This is a genomic window from Gluconobacter potus, assembly GCF_015244705.1.
Taxonomy (GTDB): domain Bacteria; phylum Pseudomonadota; class Alphaproteobacteria; order Acetobacterales; family Acetobacteraceae; genus Gluconobacter; species Gluconobacter potus.
Map to the genome: position 1 here is coordinate 15,722 of NZ_JABCQF010000015.1, position 19,924 is coordinate 35,645.

At 56.5% G+C, this 19,924-nt stretch carries 15 protein-coding genes and 1 pseudogene; 8 read left to right on the forward strand and 8 right to left on the reverse strand.

Going from position 1 to position 19,924, the window contains the following annotated elements:
* Window positions 1–79 precede the first annotated feature (79 nt).
* Entirely contained in the window at window positions 80–955 is an 876-nt protein-coding gene (locus HKD31_RS14080; RefSeq protein ID WP_194265567.1) for a LysR family transcriptional regulator, read from the reverse strand.
* 47 nt (window positions 956–1,002) lie between these two features.
* A complete protein-coding gene (locus HKD31_RS14085; RefSeq protein WP_194265566.1) occupies window positions 1,003–2,217 on the reverse strand; it encodes a M24 family metallopeptidase in 1,215 nt (404 codons plus the stop codon).
* A gap of 139 nt (window positions 2,218–2,356) precedes the next feature.
* Here HKD31_RS14085 and HKD31_RS14090 point away from each other — a divergent pair, with 139 nt between their 5' ends.
* The 7 genes from HKD31_RS14090 (at window position 2,357) to HKD31_RS14120 (ending at window position 11,234) form a co-directional block, all read left to right on the forward strand.
* A complete protein-coding gene (locus HKD31_RS14090) occupies window positions 2,357–3,028 on the forward strand; it encodes a GntR family transcriptional regulator (protein WP_194265565.1) in 672 nt (223 codons plus the stop codon).
* 2 nt (window positions 3,029–3,030) lie between these two features.
* The gene (locus HKD31_RS14095; RefSeq protein ID WP_194265564.1) at window positions 3,031–3,732 is read left to right on the forward strand and encodes a type 1 glutamine amidotransferase; all 702 of its coding nucleotides are present in this window, start codon (window positions 3,031–3,033) and stop codon (window positions 3,730–3,732) included.
* Window positions 3,729–4,769 carry an ABC transporter substrate-binding protein gene (locus HKD31_RS14100; protein ID WP_338085586.1) on the forward strand — a complete coding sequence of 347 codons (1,041 nt, stop codon included), beginning with the start codon at window positions 3,729–3,731 and terminating at the stop codon, window positions 4,767–4,769. The genes HKD31_RS14095 and HKD31_RS14100 overlap by 4 nt, the downstream gene beginning before the upstream one ends.
* The gene (locus tag HKD31_RS14105) at window positions 4,769–5,899 is read left to right on the forward strand and encodes a M24 family metallopeptidase (RefSeq protein WP_194265563.1); all 1,131 of its coding nucleotides are present in this window, start codon (window positions 4,769–4,771) and stop codon (window positions 5,897–5,899) included. The genes HKD31_RS14100 and HKD31_RS14105 overlap by 1 nt, the downstream gene beginning before the upstream one ends.
* Window positions 5,900–5,901: 2 nt before the next feature.
* A complete protein-coding gene (locus HKD31_RS14110; protein WP_194265562.1) occupies window positions 5,902–7,578 on the forward strand; it encodes an ABC transporter permease in 1,677 nt (558 codons plus the stop codon).
* Complete coding sequence (locus HKD31_RS14115) at window positions 7,575–8,576, forward strand: ABC transporter ATP-binding protein (protein ID WP_194265561.1); 1,002 nt, start codon at window positions 7,575–7,577, stop codon at window positions 8,574–8,576. Before HKD31_RS14110 ends, HKD31_RS14115 begins: the two co-directional genes overlap by 4 nt.
* Window positions 8,577–8,741: 165 nt before the next feature.
* Complete coding sequence (locus tag HKD31_RS14120) at window positions 8,742–11,234, forward strand: TonB-dependent receptor plug domain-containing protein (RefSeq protein ID WP_338085587.1); 2,493 nt, start codon at window positions 8,742–8,744, stop codon at window positions 11,232–11,234.
* A 237-nt stretch (window positions 11,235–11,471) separates the two neighbouring features.
* Here HKD31_RS14120 and HKD31_RS16385 read toward each other — a convergent pair.
* The 5 genes and pseudogenes from HKD31_RS16385 to hglS all read right to left on the reverse strand — a co-directional run.
* Window positions 11,472–12,223: pseudogene (locus tag HKD31_RS16385) on the reverse strand (IS5 family transposase); the annotation flags it as partial.
* Window positions 12,224–12,530: 307 nt separating this feature from the next.
* A complete protein-coding gene (locus HKD31_RS16140) occupies window positions 12,531–12,890 on the reverse strand; it encodes a Rossmann-fold NAD(P)-binding domain-containing protein (RefSeq protein ID WP_228120818.1) in 360 nt (119 codons plus the stop codon).
* Window positions 12,891–13,219: 329 nt separating this feature from the next.
* Window positions 13,220–14,755, reverse strand: coding sequence for an L-piperidine-6-carboxylate dehydrogenase (gene amaB / locus HKD31_RS14135; protein WP_194265560.1), 1,536 nt, complete (start codon window positions 14,753–14,755; stop codon window positions 13,220–13,222).
* Between the two features lie 53 nt (window positions 14,756–14,808).
* A complete protein-coding gene (locus HKD31_RS14140) occupies window positions 14,809–16,095 on the reverse strand; it encodes an NAD(P)/FAD-dependent oxidoreductase (protein WP_194265559.1) in 1,287 nt (428 codons plus the stop codon).
* The gene (hglS, locus tag HKD31_RS14145; protein WP_228120821.1) at window positions 16,092–17,450 is read right to left on the reverse strand and encodes a 2-oxoadipate dioxygenase/decarboxylase HglS; all 1,359 of its coding nucleotides are present in this window, start codon (window positions 17,448–17,450) and stop codon (window positions 16,092–16,094) included. Before hglS ends, HKD31_RS14140 begins: the two co-directional genes overlap by 4 nt.
* Window positions 17,451–17,586: 136 nt before the next feature.
* On the opposite strand from hglS, the gene HKD31_RS14150 reads away from it, so the two are divergent.
* Window positions 17,587–18,540, forward strand: a complete 954-nt coding sequence (locus HKD31_RS14150; RefSeq protein ID WP_194265558.1) for a LysR substrate-binding domain-containing protein — start codon at window positions 17,587–17,589, stop codon at window positions 18,538–18,540.
* A 173-nt stretch (window positions 18,541–18,713) separates the two neighbouring features.
* On the opposite strand, the gene HKD31_RS14155 is transcribed toward HKD31_RS14150, so the two are convergent.
* A complete protein-coding gene (locus HKD31_RS14155; RefSeq protein WP_194265557.1) occupies window positions 18,714–19,910 on the reverse strand; it encodes an MFS transporter in 1,197 nt (398 codons plus the stop codon).
* Between the last annotated feature and the right edge of the window lie 14 nt (window positions 19,911–19,924).

Here is a 19,924-nt window from a genome sequence, read left to right on the forward strand (position 1 = left end):
TTGCCTGTTCTTTTGACGGTTTTTTCATCTTCTTGGCATATAAAAATCATGTTTTGTTTCCGTCTGCCAGAATTCTCTTTCATGGAGACGGTAGTGGCGTCTGCAGAATTTCTAGCAGGCGATTGACCAGCCGTCGTCGCGGTGAATTGCGCGGCATGAGGAAACCAAGATTTCGGCATGGAGCCGGAGTAGGGAGCGGAATTTTCTGGAGATGGACGTCTGCCGGCCACGGAAGGGCCCAGTCAGGGACGAGTGAGACGCCTGTTCCCTGATTGACGATGATGGCGATGGCATCAAGGGAGTCGAGTTCGAGACGCTCATGCGGCCAGATTCCCGATTTTCGCAGATATTCATCAGCAAGGCGCCCCCCCCACTGGTTGCGGTCATAGCGGATAAAAGGGTGGTTTCGCAGAATTTCGTGTGGATCTGTTTCAGATATCTGCTCCTGCGCCAGTACGACCAGTGGTTCAGAGCGCAAGGTCTGCCAGACACAGGTCTTGGGAATTTCAAATGGAGGCTCAACAATGAAGGCGGCGTCAATATTGCCGTCCAGAACGGCGTTGTGCAGGCCGGACGATGAACCCGGCGTGATATGCAGTTCAATGTCCGGGAAACATTCGAAAAAAAGCTTGAGATAGGGAGGTAGGAGGCCGTTCGCCGCGCTGGATATGGCGCCGATCTGAAGTTTTCCGACCGGGGTATCGCTGGCGGCGATGGCACACAGGTCGCGTACGCTCGTTATGATCGCACGGCTCTGTTCGATGATGGCCAGGCCTTGTTCCGTCGGACGGACGTTGCGCCCGTCTCTTTGCACGATGGCACAGCCGATTTCGTCTTCAAGCGTGCGGATGCGCTGGGCAACGCTGGCTGGCGTAAGGCGAAGCTGTCGTGCTGCTGCAGCCAGCGAACCCTGCTCGATGACGATCAGGAAACTTTCGAGAAAACGTGTGTCCATGAGCGGGTATCCAGGCTGACTGTCGGAACAGGGGAAAGCGGTTGCGATCAGATCCTGTGCAGGGCGGGGCGGATCCGGCTGAGCCTTTCCGGCTCTCCATCCCGGATGACAAAGGTTTCTCCCACACCGGCCGCCAGGCCACTCTCGGCATCTCCCAGCATGATGTGGACGAACAGCACCATGCCCGGTTCGAGCAGAATTGGATTGCCGGAATAGATCATGGGTGGGGCATCCATCCATGAAGGGCGGAATGTTGCGCCCAAAGAATAGCCGCAGGCAGAGAAACGGGCACGTTCGTAACCGAAATGGTCAAGCGTACTGCGATGGATGTCGTCCAGTCGGCCGATCGGCTCACCAGGGCGGGCAGCCTGCAGGACTTTTTCGAGGGCTTCGACCGTGGCTGCGTGCATGTGTTTCTGTTTGGGTGGAACGGCACCGATGGTGACGGTATGTTCAGTGCAGACATTGTAGCGGCGATAGGAGGCTGCCAGTTCCAGAACGATCTGATCTACGTTTTCCAGGTGGCGCGCGCTGCCAAAGCCGCGTCCATAGATCGCTCTTGGACCCGTATTGACCATGGGGCCTGCAGCGGGCATGTCACCGCCGCCGTTGAGCATTGCGGTGACGCCGGCTGCCGTGATTGAACTGTCCAGAACACCCGGCTGTACGGAGCGGATCATGGCTTCGACCGCATCATCGGCCAGCTGGGCCGAGCGCCGGACCAGTCCAAGTTCGGCTTCTGATTTGATCAGCCTCTGTTCCCGGACGATGGCCGACCCGTCCTCAAGAGTGAAGTGGCTGCCAAGCGTTTTGCGGACGCTTTCCCAGTTAAAGCCAGTCAGGCCGTAGGTGGCCAGTTCCACGCCGAGACGTTTGCCCTCAAGGCCCAGCTCTTTGAGGATCGCCGCAAGATCAGCGGCCGGATCGGCATCATTCGCATTGTACCAGATGTGAACGTTTTCATAGAGAGAGGCGCGCAGGGCCTGACTTTGATCCGGCCTTCGGGTCAGGAGGGCAACAGCTTTTCCGTCTGGAGTGATGATGCCGCACTGGAAAAATACATAACCCGCAGTGTCGAAACCCGTCAGGTAAAGGTGGCTTTCCTGTGCAAAAACCAGAAGTGCCGCGAGCCCAGAATCACACAGCTTCTGCCCGGTACGTTGCAGCCTTCTGCGATATTCATTTTCGGGGAAAGTCAGCGCAACCGTTCTTCCGGAATCCGTTTTCCCGGAATGGCCCAGCGACGTGTCGGATGCGAACATAAGGGAATCTCCCAAAATTTCTGTCAGGACGTTCAGAACGAACCCGGAAAGAAACAAAGTCGTTTCTTTTATCTGGACTTAGCATCGGGACTCTGCTGGGATGCAAGTGGAATACCACTGAAATGCCGGTAAAATCGTCATGTCCTCCACAATTCTGGATCTTTCTGGTGAAGGGTCGTCCGTTTCATTGACGGAACTTGCCTATAAGAAGCTTCGTGCTTACCTGCTGGAGGGCGCTCTTCCAGCAGGAGCGCTGATTGCGGAGCGGCGTCTTGCTGAACAGATGGGGCTTTCCAGAACTCCGGTGAGGGATGCGCTGAGTCGGCTTGAGGGTGAAAGATTCCTGTCCCGGAATGGACGGATGCTGTTTGTCGCCACCGTGTCGGTAAAGGAGATCATTGACATCCTTTCCATCCGGCGGCTGCTTGAAAGCGATGCCGCCCGGCTTGCAGCCCGGAACATGCCGCTCGCAAAAGTGGCTGAACTGCGTCAGGGAATCGAATCAATGATTGCCAGTGGCCATGTGTCCGATGAGGAGCACTGGCGTGCAGATGATCATCTGCATATCGGTTTGGCCGAAGCTTCTGGGAATCACGAGCTTAGCCGGATCATTGATCTCCTGCGCAAGCGGACGCGGATGTTCGGCATGACCCGGATTCCCAGTCGCTTTGATGCGGGAATCCGGGAGCATCTCGACATTCTGGATGCCGTAGCCGTCCGTGACGGGGAGCGCGCGGCAGAGCTGATGCGGGTACATCTGGATGCAGCGCGGGATGCCATCATTGAGGCCCTTCAGGGAGGAACAGTCTGAATATGACGGGCAAGAAGCTGCTTTTTCTGGGTAATGGCAAGGCGCGTATTTCCTCCGCGCGACTGGATCTGCGCTTTGCCTCTCACGGGCTGGATGTCGAAACGTTCTGGGCTTACGGCAATGAATTTCCCGAAAGCCTGGACGGGTATTCGGGCATTTTCCTCTCGGGGAGTCCGCATGGGGCCTATGAGGATGTGCCGTTCATCCATCAGGAACATGAACTGATCCGCGATGCTGCGGACCGTGGGATCCCGATGCTGGGAATCTGTTTTGGCCATCAAATCCTGGCTTCGGCGCTTTGCGGACGGGATCAGGTTTTCCGGCGCGGGCAGTGCGAGGTCGGGTACAAATGGCTTGATGTGACGTCCGAGGCTCAGGCCGATCCGGTCTGCTCCCATCTGGGGGCGAAGATGCACATGTTCGTCTGGCATAATGACGAAGTCCGTGCGGATCATCCCGACATGCGTGTTCTTGCATCTTCCGATCAGTGTCCGAATCAGGTCTGGCGATATCGGGATCGGCCTGTGTGGGGTATCCAGGGGCATCCGGAAATTACCCTTGAGACGGCAGAAGACTGGTTCGAGGCCAGTCGCGCACGCCTTGAACATGATGGCGCTGATCTGGACGAACTGATGCGGACTGCCAGTGAGGCGGAAGATGCGAAGCTGATCCTCGATCGGTTTGCCGGATTGTGTCGCCAGTGAAGTGGCATCTGCTCCTGAGTTCGGCGTTTGTGGCGGCGTTCTGTCTGGTATCGACGGCACGGGCAGGTGAGGTCGTGTTCGCAAGCTGGGGGGGCGCTTATCAGGACGCCGTGCGTGATGCCTGGATCATGCCTTTTACGAAGAAGACGGGAATTTCCGTCATCGAGGATACCGGGCCGTCTCTCGCGAAGATCAAGGTCATGGTGCAGACGGGCAGCGTGAGCTGGGACGTCGTAGGGACGAGTGGCGTCAGTTTCGTTCTGGGAGTACAGCAGGGCCTGTTCGAACCTGTGCCAGCGGATCTGGTTGACCAGTCCCATATCATTCCCGGTGCTCGCAGCCCGTATGGCGTGCCGTCTGAAATCTTCGGGACGCTGATCGGATATTCGCGACAGGCTTTCCCGACACATCCGCCGGAAACATTTGCGGATTTCTGGGATGTAAAACGCTTTCCCGGCGAGCGGATCCTGCCTGCCCGCCCGGTAACGGTTCTGGAGGCCGCACTGATGGCCGATGGTGTGCCTGCGGCCGATGTCTACAACGTCCTTTCCACGCCAGCAGGGCTGGATCGGGCGCTGGACAAGGTCCGGCAGATCCGGCCCTCGGTGGCAGTGTGGTGGAATTCGGCTGCGCAGCCTGTTCAGGCGCTCGCAAGTGGGGATGCCGTCATGGCGCTGGGCTGGAACGGCCGGTTTCAGGACGGTGAGGATGCAGGACTTCCGATCGGGGTGTCCTGGGCGCAGAGTATACTTCAGGTCGGATATTTCCTGCTTCTGAAAGGGGCGCCGGATCGTAGGGAAGCGCTGGATTTCATGCGCTATATCGCGTCTGCTGAGGCTCAGGCCCGGCTGAGCCGGTTCATTTCCTACGGTCCTGTGCGCACGGATGTTTTCGAGCAGATTTCTCCCGCCATCCAGGCCCACCTGCCGTCTTCGCCAGAGCATCTGCGGGACGCGCTGTTTGTCGACAATGCCTGGTGGGCCGAGCACGGACAGGACGCCACCGAACGCTACACCTCAGTGATGCAGGGAAACTGATGAGCGATACTGACTACTGGTTCACACGCGCCGAACATGATCAGCGTATCGCCCGCGTCCAGCAGATCCTCAGATCCCGCGGACAGGACGCGCTGATTGCTTTCATGCCGGAATCCATCACGTGGCTGACCGGATATTTCACACGCGCTTACGGCGGCTTTCAGTTTGCCATCATTCCCGCGTCAGGGGAGCCGTTTGTTGTGCTGCGGGATGTCGAGAAGTTCCATTTTGACCGTACGTCCCATTATTCGGACTGTGCGCTGTGGAGTGACAGCGATGTTCCGTTGCAGATCGGGGTGCAGGCTATTGAACGGTTTCTCGGAAAACAGCCGAAGCTTGCCGTGGAACTGTCTGCCTGGACGCTGTCGGTCACGAATTATCTTGCGTTGAAAGATGCTTTGCCAGGAGCCTGGATCGAGGATGCCGGGAGCATGGTCGCGGCTCTGCGGCTGATCAAGTCTCCCGCGGAAGTCGCGTTCCAGCGCCGGGCAGCACGGGCGGCGGAAGCCGGAATGCAGGCCGGGATCGACAGTGCGCAGGCCGGTGCCAGTGAGCGGGACATGGCGGCGTCCATCTGTTCTGCGATGATCCTCCAGGGAAGCGATCTTCCCGGGCCGGGTGTCCTGTCCTCCGGGGAGCGGGCATTTCATCTGCACGGCTCCTATAGTGACCGTATTCTGGAAACCGGGGATCTCGTACAGCTCGAGACTACGCCGAATGTGCGTCAGTATCACGCCCGTTTCATGCGGCCGATGAAGGTCGGGATGGCGACGGATGCAGAATATCGGCTTGCGGAGACGCTCATCGACATTCAGGATCGTGCCCTGGCCGCCGTTGCACCGGGTGTGTGTGCCGCAGTGCCCGATGCGATCTATCGGGAGGGTGTTCTTGGCGCCGGACTGGGCTTCGAATACACGAACAAGACCTTCTATTCGGTTGGGTTGATGCTGCTGCCCAATTCGGGGGAGATGCTGTCTGCAGTGCCTGAAAGCCAATGGGTTTTCGAGCCGGGCATGGTGTTTCATTCCTATGTGCTGGCGCAGGGCATGGGAATGTCTGAAACGGTTCATGTCCATGAGGGCGGCTGTGAGCGTCTGACGCACTTTCCCCGCCAGCTGTTCGTGACCTGACCATGAAGCCGCTTGCCCTTCCCTCCGGGAGCCGCTGGTCTGCTGCACATCTTTGCGGTCTTTCTGTCGTACTGGTGCCGACCTGCTTTCTGGCCGTGCTGTTCATATGGCCGGTCCTGCGTCTGCTGGCGCTGGGTTTCGGGGATGAGGCGGGACCATTCCATTCCTATCTGCGTGTGTTTACGGTGCCGGCCTATCGTGAGGCGATCCTGACCACGTTCGAGATTGCGATTGCCGTAACCGTGCTGTCCGTAATGCTGGCTTATCCGGTGGCCTACCTGATGGCGACGGTCTCGCCGCGTATGGCGCGTCTCATCGGGATCGGGGTGCTGCTGCCGTTCTGGACGAGTGCGCTGGTGCGGACCACGGCCTGGATCATGCTGCTGGAGCGCTATGGCATCCTCAACAGCGTCCTGATGCGGGCGCATCTGATCCGTCACCCGGTGGCGTTCGTCTACAATATGTCTGGCGTGCTCATTGGTATGAGCCATGTGCTGATGCCGTTCGTGGTGTTTCCCCTGTACACGGCGTTTCGCGGACTGGACCGGAACCTCGTGCAGGCTGCCATGCTGCTGGGCGCAGGACCGCTGACGCTGTGCCGGAAGATTTTCATTCCCCTGACAGCCCCCGGTGCTCTTGCCGGTGCGAACATCGTGTTCATGAGTGCGCTGGGCTACTACATCACCCCCGCGCTGATGGGTGGTCCAGCACAGACGATGGTCTCGCAGCTGATTTCCTTCAATGTCAGCGAACAGCTCGACTGGGGGATGGCGGGCGCTCTTTCCGGCGTCATGCTGGTTCTGACGCTTGCTGCGTTCTTTCTGTGCCGGGGTGTTCTGGAAAAACGTCTTAAAAGGCGCGTTGTGACGGCCGCACGTCCTTATGGCGAAGGCCTGTCCGGAAGGTCCGGAGCAGGGTGGGGGATGGTTATTGCGGGATGTGCCGTCATGGTCTTCCTGCTCGCGCCGATCGTCATCGTCTTTCCGATGAGCGTCAGTGCGTCTCCCATCCTGATGTTCCCGCCGCATGGCCTGTCTTTTCGCTGGTATCATGAACTTCTGAGCCGGCCGCAATGGGCTGGCGCGTTCTTCAATTCCCTGAAAGTCGCGCTGATTGCTGTGCCGGTGGCCACGGTTCTGGGAACGCTGGCGGCGATCGGTCTTGCCCGCATGAAGGGGACGTTCGCACAGATTCTGGAAGGTCTGTTCATCCTGCCGATGGTCGTTCCGGCCATCATTCTGGCGGTAGGGCTTTATTACCAGCTCACGCCGTTAGGGCTGACCCGTGGCTACTGGGGGCTGGGTCTGGGGCAGGCCGTGATTGCAATGCCGTTCGTCTTCCTGACGGTTCAGGCAACGTTGCGGGGTTTCAGCCGGGATCTGGAACTGGCGGCAATGAGCCTTGGCGCGGGGTGGTTTTCCGTCATGGGCCGTATTGTCCTGCCGGCGCTGATGCCAGCGATCGTTTCAGGGGCGATTTTTGCGTTCATCACGAGTTTTGATGATGTCATCCTCGCCCTGTTCCTGACGGATGTGCGGGCGCGGACCCTGTCGCGTCTGATTTATGAAAACGTGCTGCAGGATGTCAGCCCCACCATTACGGCGGTCGCGGTGCTTGTCATCGTGCTGACGCTGGGGCTGCTCCTGTCCAGCCTCCTGTTCCAGAGAGAAAAATCATGATGGATAGGCCAGAATCTCTTGGCCAGCCGGTGCAGATCCGGGGACTTGAAAAAAGCTATGGCGGAACGCGCATTCTGCAGTCCCTGTCGCTGGATATTCCAGCAGGGTGTTTCTGCACCCTGCTGGGGGCTTCCGGCTCTGGCAAGAGCACTATTCTCAAGCTGATTGCGGGTTTTGAAACGCCCGATGGCGGCGAGATCCTAGTTCAGGGGCAGGATTTGAGCAGGGTTCCGGTGCATCGGCGTCAGATCGGAATGGTCTTTCAGAATTATGCGCTGTTCCCGCATATGTCCGTGCATGAAAACGTGGCATTCGGGCTGAAAATGCGCCGGATTCCCCGTGCGGAGCGGGAGAGCCGCGTTGGCGAAGCTCTGGAAATGGTCGGGCTGAAGGAATTTGGTCACCGTTACCCGCGCGATCTGTCCGGGGGGCAGCAGCAGCGCGTGGCTCTGGCGCGTGCGCTCGTGATCCGTCCGCGCATTCTTCTGATGGACGAGCCCCTTGGTGCGCTGGATCGTGGTCTGCGGCAGGGATTACAGCAGCAGATCCGGGATATCCAGCAACGGCTTGGCATGACGACGGTTTTTGTTACGCATGATCAGGAGGAGGCCCTCCAGATGTCCGATATGATCGTGCTGATGCGGGGTGGTCAGATTGAGCAGCTCGGTTCTCCCAGGGAAATCTACAGTCAGCCGAAAAACCGTTTTGTTGCTCGTTTTCTGGATGATTGCAACTTCATGTCATTGCAAAATAGGAACGTTTCCATAAGGCCGCAACATGTCCGGGTGGGATCCTCAGCGCATGTGGCAGATCATGTCATGTCGGGACGCGTGGAAAGCATGATTTTTCTGGGAACATATCGGCGTATCAGCCTGACTGTAGCAGGAGAGACCATGACGGCGCGTCTTTCTTCGGAGAACATGGAAGAATTCGTGGTTGGGCAGGATACTCCTGTTGGTTTCATGGAGAGTGACGTTATGCCTCTGGAAGAGATTTGAGAAAATCTTTTTTAGAAAACAAAAAACATATACTGAACCTACATTATTTTACCTTTTTGTATGTTTCTAAACCGTAATATCTTTTTTTGAAATTCTGGTCCGAATCAGAACAGGTTGCTGTCTTTGGAAGGCTGGTTTGGTTGTGATTATCCGGGAGAAAAACACGTGAATACGATCCGTCGCGGCAAGTGGATGTCGGGCCTTCTGGCGACGACCGGTCTGTCAATCCTGTGGTGTTCCCCAGGGTTTGCCCAGACGGTCCAGAAACCTGAAAGTAGTCAGGGGAGTCAGAAAACCACCAAGGTCAGCACACACGCACCGGGTTCAGGGGCATCCGTGGCCCGTGCTCGGGTAGTGTCTCAGAAAGCAGACAGTGTGCCTCTGCATTCCGCAAATGAACAGATCATCGTCACCGGTTCCCGTGGCCTTGCGCGGAAGGTTACGGACAGCCTGAGCCCGATCGATGTCATCAACGCGCGCCAGTTGTCTCAGACGGGGCAGGGGGACCTGGGGGACGCGCTGGTCCTGACCAATCCTTCCCTGAACATGCAGGCGCATCAGACTGATCAGGCAGCACTGGTATCTTCTATCCGGATGCGTGGACTCAATCCGGATCAGGTGCTGATCCTGATTGACGGCAAACGCCGCCACACGACGTCGAACATCAATTCGGATTCAGGTCCGGAATCCGGCGAAACGCCAGTCGATATCGACATGATCCCGATGAGCATGATTGATCATATCGAAGTGCTTCGGGATGGGGCTGCGGCACAGTACGGCTCGGATGCCATTGCTGGTGTGATCAATATCATCCTGAAAAAGGGTGCTCATGGCGGGTCGCAGCAGGCTCTTGCCGGCGCCACTTACCAGGGGGATGGTTTTACCTATCAGGTTCGGGGAGATCATGGCATCAGCCTTGGTGATGATGGCTTCCTGCATTTCGGTCTTGATTTCAAACATAATGACCTGACCTCCCGGGATGCGATTGATAACCGTACCGGACGCAAGGACTTCAACCAGGAAGGCGAGCCGGACCAGACCCGCGTAAACGTTGCCATCAACTGGGGCAAGGATCTGTTCGGTGGGGCCGCGAATTTCTATGGCAACGTGATCTACGGACATCGCCATGGTGAGTCGCCACAGTATTTTCGCGTGGCCAGTACGCTCCCGTCCTACTATCCGTCGGGATTTGCGCCGGTCGATACGTCTGATGAAGATGATTATGCAGCAACTGTCGGTCTGAAAGGCGATAACTTCCTGGGTTTTGGCTGGGATATCAGCACGACCTATGGCGCGGATAATTTCCACCTTCGTCAGCATGACTCAGCCAATCTGAGCTATCTGGCCACCTATGGCTGGACACCGACGAGCTTCAATCTCCGTTCTTTCCAGTCCACCCAGTGGACCAACAATCTTGATTTTCATCGGGCAATCCATGTTCCACTGCTGGCTGCGCCGCTGCATCTGGCGTTCGGTGCCGAACACCGCATGGAGAGCTATACCATGACGGCTGGCGACTATGCCTCATACTATGGCTCCGGTTCTCAGGCTCTTGTCGGGTTGTCACCAAGCAATGCCGGGTCCTGGTATCGCGATGTCTATGCGGGATATGTGGATGTTGACGTGAAGCCGGTAAAACGTCTGGATATCGATTTTGCAGGGCGTTTCGAACATTACACAGATGCCGGGAATGCCGAGACCGGCAAGATTGCCGCGCGCTACGACTTTACGAAATGGTTCGCGATCCGGGGTGCCATCAATACAGGATTCCGGGCGCCGACGCTGGCTGAGGAACATTATTCTACACTGGGCGTGGCACCGACCTATGCGGGTGGTCAGCTGGCCGTCAATTCCGCTGCGGCTGCTGCGCTGGGCGCGATTCCCCTCAAGCCGGAATTCTCGACCAATGCCAGTGGCGGCTTTGTCCTGCGTCCCATCAAGAACCTGAATATCACCACGGATGTTTATCAGATCAACATCCGGGACCGCATCATCAATGGTGGCAGCTATTCGGGGCAGCAGGCAGTTGATGCCATCGAACAGATGGGTATTCAGGTACCGAGCACGATTGCACCGTCGTCGGTGACCGCACATTATTATTCCAATGGTGCCAGTACCCGCACCCAGGGGCTTGATATCGTTGCGAACTATCTGACCGATCTGCATCAGATGGGAACGATCAACTGGGATCTGGGAATTTCCCTCAACCGAACACGCCTGACCCATCTGGGGAACGATACGAACGGCAATCCCCTCCTGACGGCCCAGACGATTTCTTATCTCACGACGACGTCCCCGCGTAGCAAGATCATGATGTCTGCGCGCTGGAAATATCGCAATTTCGATGTTTTCGTGCAGGAAATGCGCTGGGGTGAAACAAAGGACATGAAGTCCTATCGCACCGGACCTTATGCGAACTCGAATTCCGTCTTTTATCCGTTTGCCAACACACCGGTCTGGGTCACGAATGCGGAATTCGGATATCAGGCTACGCACAAGATCCATATCGCAGTAGGTGCCAATAACCTGTTTGACATGAAGCCACGTCGTCTGCCTGCCGACGGGACCTACGCCGGCGCGGAAATTTATGACGATTACTCCAACCAGATGGGATATAATGGGGGATATTATTATCTTCGACTGAATTCCACATTCTGATCCGGGCAGTGGAGGGTACTCTGCAGTTCCGGTTGTTCAGGGCATCCTGCATGTTCTGGAGCACCCGGAAGTGTAAGAAAGTCCGCAGGTACAGAAGGCTGATAGGGCGCTTTGGTGGCTTTGAGGGCGCAGAAATTTTCCGGACCCTAAGGCCTTCGGGTCAAGGCGGAAGCCAGTCAGGCAGAAGCGAGACACCAATTTCCTGACTGACCATCAGGACAATCGTTTCGAGTGAGTCTAGGTTCTGTTGACAAAGGACGGTAGCCACAGTTTTACGACTGCGGGGTTAAGAAGGGCGAAGAACGATTTTCTTGTCTTGTCATAGCGGGTTGCGATACGGCGAAACTGCTTCAGCTTGTTGAACATCCGCTCGATACGGTTGCGATCCCGATAGCGACGGAAGTCGCAGGGGATATCCTCTGTGCGCTTTGAACGCGGCGGGATGACAGGAAGAATGCCTCGAAAAAGCAGGTTCTCCCGTATCCTGTCACTATCATATCCCCTATCGGCCAGAAGTCGGCGCGGTGTCACGACCGACAGGTCCATCAGGGCATCAGCGCCGGAGTAGTCAGAAATTTCACCGCCCGTCAGTTCAAAGCCAAGAGGGCGTCCCTGACCGTCAGCGCGGGCGTGGATCTTGCTCGTAAAGCCGCCGCGGCTTCGACCAAAGCCTTCCTTATGTGTCCCCCTTTTGCGCCAGCAGCCTGGCTGTGAGCCCGAACGACCGTGCTGTCGATCATGTGCTGCCAGTCATCGGTCAGGCCAAGTTCAACCAGCGTTTCCAGCAGGGCGTCCCAGACACCCTGCTCTGCCCATCGACGGAACCGGACATAGACCGAGTTCCATTTTCCGTAGCGCTCATGCATGTCCCGCCATGGGCAACCCACACGCAGGACATAAAGCATTCCGTTGAGAAACAGACGGTTATCCTGTGCTGGCCGTGACCAACGGCCACGTTCAGGCGGCAGCAGGCCGCCAATGATCGCCCATTCCTCGTCCCTCACGTCGCCACGCATCTACGGGTCTCCACAAAGACCAGCTTTGAAGCACATCTCCAACAACCTGAAAAGGTCTTTTGTCAACAGTACCTAGGTCACGTTGACAAAAGACCTGATCCAGAGCCTTGCTGCGGCGATATTGAGGAAATTCATGAAGGACAAGGCGGTCTTGTCGTAGCGGGTCGCGATATGGCGCATCTGCTTGAGCCTGTCTTGCAAGCCGCCTTGCCGCGAGATCCCATGTTTCGCAACCGACCGATTTGAAGAAGATGGAATTTTTCGATGTCGGTGGTGTTTTTCAAGCTTTTGCTAACGCATGGACAAAATCCCAGCTTACTCCAGCCTGGATAATATCTCCCGCTTTTGTAGGGACTCCGACAGGATCATCAACGTAAATTAGGCTGCCCCTAATGGTGCGCGATCCGATTTCTAGCATGCCGGGACGATAGGCTCCCACGCCGCTGACCAGACAGTCTGGTCTGGCTGGTTCATAATAAAAGTCATTCCGGGTTTCAGCGGGAAAGATGTTCTGTTTTGCGAGGGACGCACAGATTTTCCTGGCTGCTGCCCATGCGTGCCCGTGAATAGCGATTTTTACATCTGGATAGAGGCAGCACAGGGCTTCCGCATGAAGCCATCTGATTGCCAGAAGGCTCATGGTAGCCGTTCTACGCATCGTTACCGTCTACCCATCGGGTCCGAACAGAAACGTGCCGGTCTGACCATCTGCGCATAGAACCTACCCCTATATGGTGGGGCGCCCATGACGGGCATTTTCAGGAAAAATGGTGAGCAGTTTTGTGACAAGCAGATCCGGTGTCACTGTGGGCATGCACATTTGATATGCATGCCCTTCTCCAGCAGGGAGCACCATCCGCTCATGGCAGATGATAGTTCCCGCAGCATAATCAGACACGGCTTGCGCCAGTGTATCAATCAGGGCCTCCCAGGGGAGCAGGCTCTATGTCTCAGCAGAAGAAAAATACTTCAACCTTTCGCGGACCCGTCATCGATATCAAATTTCACACCCTGTGCCAGCGGAAGGGTGCGACCGTAATTGATGGCGTTGGTCTGGCGGCGCATATAGCCTTTCCAGGCGTCGGAGCCAGACTCGCGGCCGCCACCTGTTTCCTTTTCCCCGCCAAATGCGCCACCGATTTCTGCACCGGATGGCCCCATATTGACGTTGGCAATGCCGCAATCCGACCCACGGGAAGAGAGGAACAGTTCGATATCGCGGATATCGGTACTGAAGATGGAGGAGGACAAACCCTGCGGGACGTCGTTCTGAAGCGCGATCGCATCGGCAAGTGTGTCGTATTTCATGACATACAGGATAGGTGCGAATGTCTCTTCCAAAACAGGGCCTGTCTGTGAGGTCATTTCAACCAGCGCAGGGCGGACATAGAATGAGCCTGCACCGTTGACGTTTTCACGTTCGCCGCCATGAATGGTCCCGCCAGCTGCCCTGGCGGCCTCAAGGCTGGTCTGCATGGCAGTGAACGCGGCTTCATCGATGAGCGGACCGACGAGAGCATTGCCTTCCAGCGGGTTGCTGACGCTGATGGTGCGATAGACGTTGACCAGTTTCGACACGAGTTGATCGTAGACGCTGCTGTGAACCAGCAGACGACGTAGTGTGGTGCAGCGCTGACCCGCCGTACCCATTGCACTGAACGCAACGGCCCGGAGGGTGAGATCCAGATCGGCTGAAGGTGTGACGATGGAGGCATTGTTGCCGCCCAGTTCGAGGATGGATCGGCCAAAGCGGCGTGCCACCCGCTCGCCAACCCAACGTCCCATGCGGGTGGAGCCGGTTGCGGAAATAACGGGGACACGGGCATCATCAGCCAGTAGTTCGCCGATTGCCCGGCCACCGATCAGCACAGTGCTGAGATCTGCCGGAGCATCACCAAAACGGGCGGCAGCGCGTAGGAAAAGAGCCTGTGTGGCTAGAGCTGTCAGAGGAGTTTTCTCCGATGGCTTCCAGATGACTGGATCGCCGCAGACCAGCGCCAGAGCCGCATTCCAGCACCAGACGGCGACAGGGAAATTAAATGCGGAGATGATGCCGATTGGCCCCATGGGGTGCCATTGTTCCGTCAGGCGATGATCCGGGCGTTCAGAAGGGATGGTCAGACCATAAAGCTGGCGAGACAGACCGACTGCAAAATCACAGATATCGATCATTTCCTGCACTTCACCCAGACCTTCGGACGGGGATTTCCCCGCCTCAAGAGAAACCAGCTGCCCAAGGGTTTTCTTGCCAGCGCGCAGTTCTTCACCCAGCAGCCGTACAAGTTCGCCACGTCGGGGGGCGGGAACCTGACGCCACGCCTGAAAAGCCGTGACAGATGCGCCGATCCTGGTCGTTGCATCCTGGGAAGTTACTTCCGCGACGCGTGCGATTTCCTCACCCGTCAGAGGAGACGTTACGACACGCGTGCCTTGCGTATAGTACCCTTCCGGAATGTCGAGGCTGGCAAGGAGCGCGCTGGTCTGGGAAGAGAGAGAAGACATCATGCAAAGAGAATTCCGGATAATTTCTGGGAAGAATATTGAAGACAGCAGGGCAACTAGACGCGATCTGTGACCAGATGCGAAGCAACTGATCCCAATTCATAGACAGTTTCTCGTACTTTACGGCCGGTGATGCGGTGTACGGGCTGGCAGGCAAGGGGCATCTGGGACAAATCCCGCGTGCCCAATGCCAGTTCAGCCAGAGCAATTCCGAATACGGTTCCGGGGCCGATCCCGCGGCCATTATATCCACACATCGTGACGACCTGATCCGCCAGGTGGTGGAAGCGTGGCACATGATCAGCGGTCATGCCGATTGTGCCCCACCATGCGCTCTCGAAGGGAATATCCCGTGTCTGCGGGAAAAGACGGTGCATGGACCGTTTTGCCCAAGCCTCGTGGATGGGGGCACCACCATACCGTAGTGCACCTACACTCCCAATGATCAGCCGCCCCGCCTGATCCATCCGTGCGGATGTCAGTACCTCTTTTGTATCCCAGATTCCATGCCCATGTGGCAGCACGCTCCGGCGTATGGCAGGAGGAAGTGGTGTAGTGGCAATGTTGAAGTAGGGCAATGGCACCAGCTCCGTCCGGAGGTTGGACCATGGGAAGACCGTGTAGGCATTTGTCGCCACGATAACCCAGCGTGCTGTGACACTGCCGTTCGGCGTGCTCAGCCGCCAAGAGCCATCTGTCAGCCTTGTCGTGCTTATAACCGCGCTTCGGGTGAAGATCTGCGCGCCTGCGCCAAGGGCGGCATCTGCTAGTCCGCGAGCATAGGCCAGGGGTTGGATGGTGCCCGCCCTACGGTCAAGCAGGGCGCTGGAATAGCGTCTGCTGCCGGTCAGAGCTGCGGTTTCATTCCGGTCCAGCAGGACGACATCTGCTCCCAGGGCTTGCCATTGGCGTTCCCGTTCCCGCAACTGTCTGTCTCCGGCTGCTCCGACCCCACAATGAAGTGTGCCGGGCCGTGAGGCTTCACAGGAAATGCCGTATTTTGCTATCAGATCGTACACCACGGAAGGCGCCTGATCGAGCAAGGAGAGAATACGGTTTCCATAGGGCTGGCCCAGCACCTTGCGTACTTCTGCTGGTTGCAGCCAGAGACCGGCGTTGACAAGTCCGACATTCCTGCCGGAGCCTCCGAAACCGATTTCCTCTGCTTCCAGAACGATGCAGGAACGTCCTGCTGTTCCAATTTTCAGGGCGGCGCTGAGGCCTGTATAACCCGCTCCGACCACTACTACATCTGCATGAAGGTCATCTGACAGAGTGTCTGTTTTCGGGGGCGGCGGGGCGGTAAGTTCCCAGAGGCCGTGTGTCAGCGGATCGTTATTCATGCGTTGCACAGTTCCGTTTCTGTCAGTCCGAGCTGCTCAAGTGATGCCGCCTGCATGGCTTCATAAAGTGCCATTTCGTCATGCACCGGTGCACCCAGTGCCTTTTCAAAGGCAAGGCGACTGGCCGCCTGCATTGTGGCAGCAGTTTTGTGTTCCCCCAGATTGGACTGGAAAATACCAGCGGCACTGACGGGCAGAAAATCTTCGTAAGTGATAGGGATAGCTACGATGGCACCCTCTGCAATAAGGCCTTCAAGGGAGCGACCTGCGGGCACGGTTTGTGTAGTGAGCACGTAGCGGAAAAAAGCCAGTTTCTGGCGGCGCAGTTCCTGTTCATCGTCAGGGAAGGCGCGAAATGCCTCTACAAGACGCTGCTCATAGGGTGTGGTGCTTTCCTGCCGGGCCTGTTCCAGCAGGGTGTCGTACAGGGCACGTCCCTTGGGGGTCAGTGCAATGCCGCGCTGTTCAATCTCTCCAAAGCGGGCTGTATGTGTTCCAGCCTCGCCATTGGCGAAGATGATCTCCTCCTTAAGTGCCGTAAAACTGGTTTGACGCAGCAGTAGAGGCACCAGTCGTTCTGGCGGTCCTTCAATCCGGGCTTTTGCCTGCATTCCCCGTTCTGGCATCTGTTTCTGGACAGCGTCGATATCGAGGGTGCGAGGGGTAAGATGGTTTATGTGTGGGCCCTTGAAGCACACGATATCTGCAACAAGCCGATGGGCGGCATGGAGTTGATGATAGGTGTTCGCGCTGACACTGGCTTCTCTGTGCCAGCGGAAAGTCTCAAGGGTTGTCGAAACAAAACGATCTGCTTCAGCGGATGTCAGGCCACCATTCCGATCATGGAGTTCGAGAAGGTTTTTTGTCTCTGGAATAAAGATGTCGCGCTTTTGCAGAACATCCAGTGCTGTCTGGCGTAGTTCTTCGTCCGCAATCAGTTCCGGACGCAAAAGTGAAGTGAAAATCCGGAATGGACTGCGAGAAAGCGCCACTTCATCCAGCGGACGAAAGGCCGTTGAATGAACAGGGATACCTGCCACGGAAAGATCGTAATATCCTACCGGAAACATGCCCATTACCGTGAATACCCTGCGGCATGTTTCCAGTTCCTGGGGCGTACCCAGACGGATGGCACCATGACGTTCCACGTCCAGCCGCGCGCAGGTATTATCACTACTCAGGCGTGCTTTCAGTGCCGGGTGCGCGTTCAGGGTCTGCTGATTGACCTCTTTTACCAGATCCAGAAGCGTGCCGTAGGACGGAACCTCCTGACGGTACATCGCAGACATGGCACTTGCGAAATGTGCCCTGATCTCATCAGGAGAAACATGCGAACAGGGCGGCATGGCAATCATTTTCCTCTCATTGCGCCACGGGTCTGAAATCGAGACTGTAATTGTCACGTTGCATTTCACAAACGATATTGAAGACAGAGGTCATGTAGATATGGAATGATCTCCTGTCCTGACTCATGTGAACGAGGCTCCCGCCATGGCTATTGCACGCCGTTTTCTGCCTTCCACTTCGCTTCTGTATTCCTTTGAGGCCTCTGCCCGGCACCAGAGCTTTACAAGCGCGGCAGAAGAGTTGAATCTGACCCAGAGTGCAGTCAGCCGACATATTCGTGCTCTTGAGGAACATCTAGGCGCCGCACTGTTTACCCGTGATCGCCAGACAGTACGGCTGACGCAGGCGGGGGACGCCTATGCCCGCGAAATCCGGGCGGCTTTGCGTTATATCTCGTCTGCCACGTTGGCATTCCGGGCCAATCCGGGTGGCGGGACTGTCAGTCTGGGCGTCCTCCCGACGCTGGGCACACAATGGCTTGCGCCAAGGCTTGCTTCCTTCATGGAGCAGCATCCGGACATTACGCTCAATCTGTATACTCATCTGCATGCCTTTGAATTCACGGAAAACACTTTGGATGCTTCTATACATTTCGGTACGGCGGAATGGCCGGGAAGCGAAGTCTCATATCTGATGCCGGAGCGGTTGGTGCCGGTGTGTACTCCTGAGCTTTATGAAAGGTTTTCCTTCCGAAAATGTGAGGATCTGCTCTCTGCCCCCCTGCTGCATCTCGTTTCAAGGCCGGATGCATGGGAGCGCTGGTTTGTAGCTCAGAATGTTCAGCCAACATCCTTGCATGGTCCGCTGTTTGACCAGTTCAGCTTCATCGTAGGGGCAGCACTTGGCGGAGCCGGATGTGCGCTCGTGCCTCGTTTTTTGGTGGAGAAGGAGATCAGTACGGGGCAGTTGCTGGAGTTTGTTGCTCGGCCTGTGGAGAGTGAAGATGCCTATTACTTTGCAAGACCACTTGCGCGAAGCCTGTCGGGGGCGCTGGAAACTTTCCATCGCTGGTTGCTTCAGGAGGTAGCCGTAGAAAATGGACGCCAGACCCAGCGCCGACACAAATTTCAGCGGTATCTGGAAGTGGCCAAAGGCTGAGAGAGGACAGTCATTTCATAATGGAAGCATCGCGGCCCATCGTAATGGGTGCTTTTCCTCATGTTCTACATTTAGTCGAACCGCCCGGGTACGAACTTCAGGAGAAATGTTCTCCGTCAATCTGGGGACGAATAACCTCAACGTGATTGACGACATACCCTGAGCGTATTTTTTTATTTTTGATGTTTTTGGGTTGCCTGTTCGTGGCCTTGAAGCACAAGAACGCTGGCGACTGACCCCAATAGCAGTGCACTTTCGCTTAGTAGGAGGAGTGTCAGGCTTCCGGCAGCTACGATTTGGCCAGCAATCCAGGGCGCTACAGCCAATCCCAGTCCAGCCAGCAGGTTGATTTCGGCGATGATTTTTCCATCAACATCGTGGCGCCCGACAGTGGCGAAAATGAACGGTACGGCAAAGGTCCAGGCGAACTTGAAACAGATAATTCCCACAATATACGTTGTGCCGAACGGAGCAGTCATCGTCAGCAGCGCTGCGATCAAGAGTATGTAGCCTACGAGAACAGCAATTCTTGTACTGCCTGATCCTGTGCCATCTTGCCGTCCTCCGTACCAAGCTGCGCATGTTGATCCAAGGACGCCAGCGAGAGCAGCCAGAGACAGTAGAACTCCACCGTGGAGATTACTAATACCTGCTCTCTGCCCCAGAGCTCCAGAGAACGTCCAGATGCCGCTCAGGCCCGTATAGAACAGGAAAACCGCAGCCCGACGCAGGACGACGCGTATCGTATGGTCTTTCCCATCCATGATGGAGGGATGACTGGAGAACGCGTCCGTACCAGCATGGATGCTTTCCCCGCTGTGAAGCAGCGGCACCATGAAAGCGGCCAGGCAGAAAAGGAGCGCCATGGAAACGAAATAGACTCTCACGCCCCAGTGCGCGAAAAGCGCAGGTAGAAGGGCGAGCCCGACCACCCCTGTAATGCACTGGCCGAGAATATATATGCCATAGGCGCGACCTGCCGAAGGATGCCTGTTCGCGCTGCTCATGGCGATAATACCAATCATCGCGCTGGCAGAAGCACCAATCAGACGCAGGAGCAGCAATGGCTGCCAATGGTGCAGGAGCAGAACGGCACATGCATTGGTTATGACAACAATAACAATCGCCAGGAGAGTGATCCGGTGCCAGGAGACATGAGGTAAAAGCCATCGTCCGCCGAACCCAGCGATGCAGTATCCAGCGAATTCAATGGAAAAAAATAAACCCGTCTGTCGTGTCGTAAGCGCAAGTTCCGCTATTAACTGAGTGGCAATCACCGGAGCGCAAAGCAGGCTGGCATTGGCTAGACCTGCGAAAACTGCGATCGCAAAAATATTCCAGACGTTTTTTGGGTGAGATGCGAATAACATTCTTTTTTCTTGCC